Here is a 4525-nt window from a genome sequence, read left to right as displayed (position 1 = left end):
AACTGGGCACAAGAAAACATACCAGCAATAATAGAATGTTGGTATCCAGGAGAAGAAGGAGGTACAGCGTTAGCTGATGTAATATTGGGAAAATACAATCCAGCTGGAAGATTACCGATAACGTTTGTAAAATCAGTAGACCAACTACCTCCATTTACTGATTACTCAATGAAAGGAAGAACGTACAGATACATGAAAGAAGAACCGCTCTATCCATTTGGATACGGACTTAGTTACTCAAAATTTGAATACAGTGATTTAAAGTTAGATCCACAAGTTATGGATATAAAAGAATTAAAAGATATTGAGGTAGAAGTGACAGTAAAAAATACAAGTGACATAGCAGGCGAAGATGTAGTACAACTTTACATAAAAGATATAGAAAGCACAGTAGAAGTACCAAAATATGAACTCAAAGGATTTAAACGGGTATATCTTAAACCGCAAGAAAGCAAAACGATAACTTTTAGAATTACACCAAGACAGTTAGGAATGATAAATGAAGAAGGGAGGTGTGTATTAGAACCAGGAGAGTTCAAGATATATGTAGGAGGTCAACAACCTGATGAAAGAAGCAAAGCATTGACAGGGGAAGATGTAGTTTCGGTGGTTTTAAGTGTTAAAGGAGAAAAAGATATTGAATTGGAATATTGAACATTTGTTTTTAATTTAATTATTTTGGGACAGACCAAAGTAAAAAGTATAAAAATTAAGGATTTTAGAAATGAAAATTTTCAAATTTAGTTATACGTAGCGAAGAAGTTAAAAAAATTCATAGTTAGTAAGTATTAGAGTTATGAGGGTATTTTTGGAAAAATTTAAAACTAAAATATTAGCAAAACTTAAGTTTTAGAATTTTTAAAGTAAGTACATAAAAATTATTAGGAGGTGGAATAAATGAAAAAAGTATTAACGTTTGTCATTGTGTTGATCATGCTGTTTGTTTTAAATGCTTGCATTACTGGCTCGAACAATGCTGGTAGTAAAGAAGAGTATATTTTTGAGAAGGGGATTTTTGAGGCAGTAGATGGCTGGTATGTTGGTGAAATCATCGTCGGTCGTCCGGGTAATATTATTTATCAAGTCGATGTAACGTGGGAGGGTGAAGAAGGCAACGTCATCATCGCTCCGCGTGTTGCAAAGATCAATGGACAGGTCACAGCAGTGCTCGACGTCAAGATCCAACAAACGATCGAGGAGCAAAGTGTGGTATTTACGCTAACAACAGTAGATGGACAAGAGCGTGATATCACAATTATTGTTCCCCCTTTGTACAGTGGTGAAATTTTGTTTGATGTTTTGAGAACCTCAATCAATCCTGGGTATTACTTCTCTGGAGTTCTAATTGATATGGGTGTAACACTTACCTCTACAGCCATAGATAAGGATACCTTCTCTGCAATAGCTAAAGTAACCGAATATAACGGAGATGTTCAAGGTTCTTTTGGAAGTTTCGCCTGGGATCCTGAAAAAGAGGATTATGCTCTCGGAGATGGATGGGCTAAATGGAATATTGTTGACGCCTATGTTGCAGATGCCGAAGGTAATAGAGTGGACAAGGGCAAATATGTCAAAATTGACATTGAATGGGGTACCAGAACTGAACCAAATGGAAGTCAAGCTAACCGGTATGATGTTCCTGCTACCAGAGCAGCGTGGTATACAGGACCAGGTGGATTAATTGCCTATGCGACTATAGAAGTTGATCTTATGCAGAACAAGGAAATCCTCGGCATAGCGGAGGCATCTTATGTTCAGGATGAAACAAAACATGACCCCTTATTTGATCAATTTGAGATCTTCGATGAGCCGGGTGGAGGGACATACTCGCTCTATATTCCCGATAATGCAAGTGAGAATAATAAAAGGCCTATACTGGTGTGGTTCCATGGTACAGGAGAACGATATTTTGGTGATAACCCAGGTGGCAATCTCATAGGCAATAGGATTCTTGCCTTTGCGGATGAGGAGTTCCAGGAAGTTTTAGGTGGATGTTATATTTTGGCTCCACAATCGACTACTACTGGATGGAGTGCTAGTAGGCTGGACGATATGGAAACACTTATCAATACAATAGTCTCTGAAAATTATGTTGACACCAATAAAATTTATGTTGGAGGTCTTTCAATGGGTACTGGCATGACAATTCCGCTCATAACGTCTACTACAGAGAATAAGATTGATTACGCTGCTGCGATTCTCTGTTCGGGAGGAAATATAAATACCGACCAGGCACAGATAATCGCTGACAAGGGCATGGCGGTATATCTTGTGGGAAGCACATCTGACTGGGCTGCCCGAGGTCTTTCTACTGCTTTTAATAACCTATCTTCTGTAGGTGTTGACGTTAAACTAAAAATGTATCCTGAAGGTCCAGTTTTCGACGGGGAATACTATTATGGTGCTCATGACGCATGGAACTATATTTACAACAATCTTGTAGAAGATGAAAGCGGCGAGACCATATTCGAGTGGCTTGCAAGACAGAGTCTCTGAGTTTTCTAAGAATTTGCATTATATTGGCAGATGTGACAACAAGCTCAATATCTGTAAAAGATGTTTTGTCAGTAGTTTTAAGTGTCAAAGGTAAAGAAATATTAGAAGTCGAGTATTAAAGTTCTATTTTTAAAAGAAAAAAGCAAGATAAAAAATCTAGTAGGAGGTGGCAGAAATGAAAAAAAATGTATGGATAGTTTTGTTGTCTTTTTTGCTTGTTATAGCGGGCTTTTCACAAGTTGCAGGTATACCAAGAGAAGAGACTTTAATTGCTGGTACACTAACAGGAAGAGCAGTTGCACCAAGTAATTTTAATGTTTTTACAGTATCTTGGCGCTCACCAGATCGTGGAGTTCAGCAGTTGATGTTAGAACCTCTTTGGTTGATGGAACCCACTAGAGGAGAAGTAATAAACGCTTTAGCAGCAGAAGGTCCCATATACAACAATGATTTCACTCAGATGACTATAAAATTAAGGAAAGGCTGTTATTGGAGTGATGGAGTAGAAATTACCGCCGATGACATTGTATATGGTATAGAAACAGCTATGAAATATTCTGGTATGGGTAGCCATGATACATTCATTTTGAATGTAGAAAAAGTATATAAAACAGATGACTATACGGTAGTTTTTGAGTTAAAAGAGCCTAACGCTCGTTTTCATACAAGTTTTGTTGACAGATGGGGAGGATGGAGGCCATTTCCAAAACACATTTTTGAAAAAGTCGAAGATCCCTTATCTTTTGATTTTAATCCTCCAATAAGTAGTGGGCCTTATGTACTAAAAGATTATGATCGAGCTGGTTATTGGACTCTTTGGGAAAAACGTAAAGATTGGGATAGAACCCCAACAGGAATATTATTTGGAGAACCTAAACCAACATATGTATTGTTCTACCATTATGGGGAAACAAGCAGCAAAGTAATCGCTCAAGCTAACCATAATTTAGATATGACCGATTTAACTATGGAATCATTTAGGGCTCTAATGCAAAGGAACCCATATACAAGAGGATACAGAATAGAATATCCATGGGTTGTAAATACAGATCCCTGTATAATTGGAATTACTTTCAATAATGATGTTTATCCATACAATCTAAAAGATGTCAGATGGGCATTGACATTAGCGATAGACATAGTTGACTACATTGGAATTACTTGTGACGGAGTTTCGCCCATGGGTGCAATACATATTCCAGCTACTCCTTATTACATAGAAACTTATTATAAGCCGATGGAAGAATGGTTAAAAAATTTCACATTAGATATAGAAGTTAATGGACAACCATTCAAACCGTATGATCCTTCTGCAACACTTAGAGCAGCTCAATATGCAAGGGAAAGAGGATACAAAGTACCAAATGATGTAGAATCTCTCAAAGAAATGTTCGGGCATGGGTGGTGGAAATATGCACCTGATGTGGCAGAACAACTGTTAATTAGAAATGGATTTAGGAGAGATAGAAATGGTAAATGGTTATTGCCAGATGGAAAACCATGGAAAATCAACATATTAAGTGGTGCAAATCCTTCTGATCCTGCTTATATAAACGGATTGGCAGCTGCGCAGCAATGGAGAAATTTCGGAATAGATGTTTCAGTTGTATCTAATGAGTCAATGGGGGATTTAGTTACCTTTGGTAATTTTGAAGTTTCTACTACGACTCCTGCAGCAGAACCCTGGGGAGGTCATCCCGATCTATATCGTGTGTTCTCAAGCATTCATTCAAGATTTTACAAACCTAGGGGAGAAGCTGTAGCGGGGTCTTTAGGTCCTTCGGCAGGAAGATGGACAAATCCTCAAATGGATAAAATTATAGAAGGAATGGAAAAATTAGATTGGGACGATCCAAGAAACCTTGAACTTGGTATGGAAGGTCTAAAAATACTTGTAGAAGAAATGCCTACAATACCGGTTTGTAATTTTCCCGGTGTTGTTGGATGGGACGAATATTATTGGACTAATTATCCTGGTGCAGAAAATCCATATATTATGCCATATCAGCATTGGCCAAATTTAAAATAC

Annotated in this window: 3 protein-coding genes; all 3 read left to right on the top strand. The window is 37.6% G+C overall.

Annotation, left to right across the window (positions count from 1 at the left end):
• On the top strand, positions 1-654 hold a 654-nt coding region (locus tag X924_RS04390), incomplete at its 5' end, for a glycoside hydrolase family 3 C-terminal domain-containing protein (protein WP_199172628.1).
• 243 nt (positions 655-897) lie between these two features.
• Positions 898-2496 (top strand): hypothetical protein, encoded by a 1599-nt coding sequence (locus X924_RS04385; RefSeq protein ID WP_121957734.1) that lies wholly within the window; start codon positions 898-900, stop codon positions 2494-2496.
• Between the two features lie 175 nt (positions 2497-2671).
• Positions 2672-4525, top strand: a 1854-nt coding sequence (locus X924_RS04380; protein WP_146255667.1) for an ABC transporter substrate-binding protein, incomplete at its 3' end; no start/stop codon positions are given.

The sequence above is a fragment of the Petrotoga sp. 9PWA.NaAc.5.4 genome, from assembly GCF_002895485.1.
Lineage (GTDB): Bacteria > Thermotogota > Thermotogae > Petrotogales > Petrotogaceae > AZRK01.
This window is presented reverse-complemented; position numbering and strand designations above follow the sequence as displayed.

Bases quoted from the DNA above. Each gene is read 5' to 3' on its own strand.
- X924_RS04385 (WP_121957734.1), top strand. From the start codon at position 898: ATGAAAAAAGTATTAACGTTTGTCATTGTGTTGATCATGCTGTTTGTT.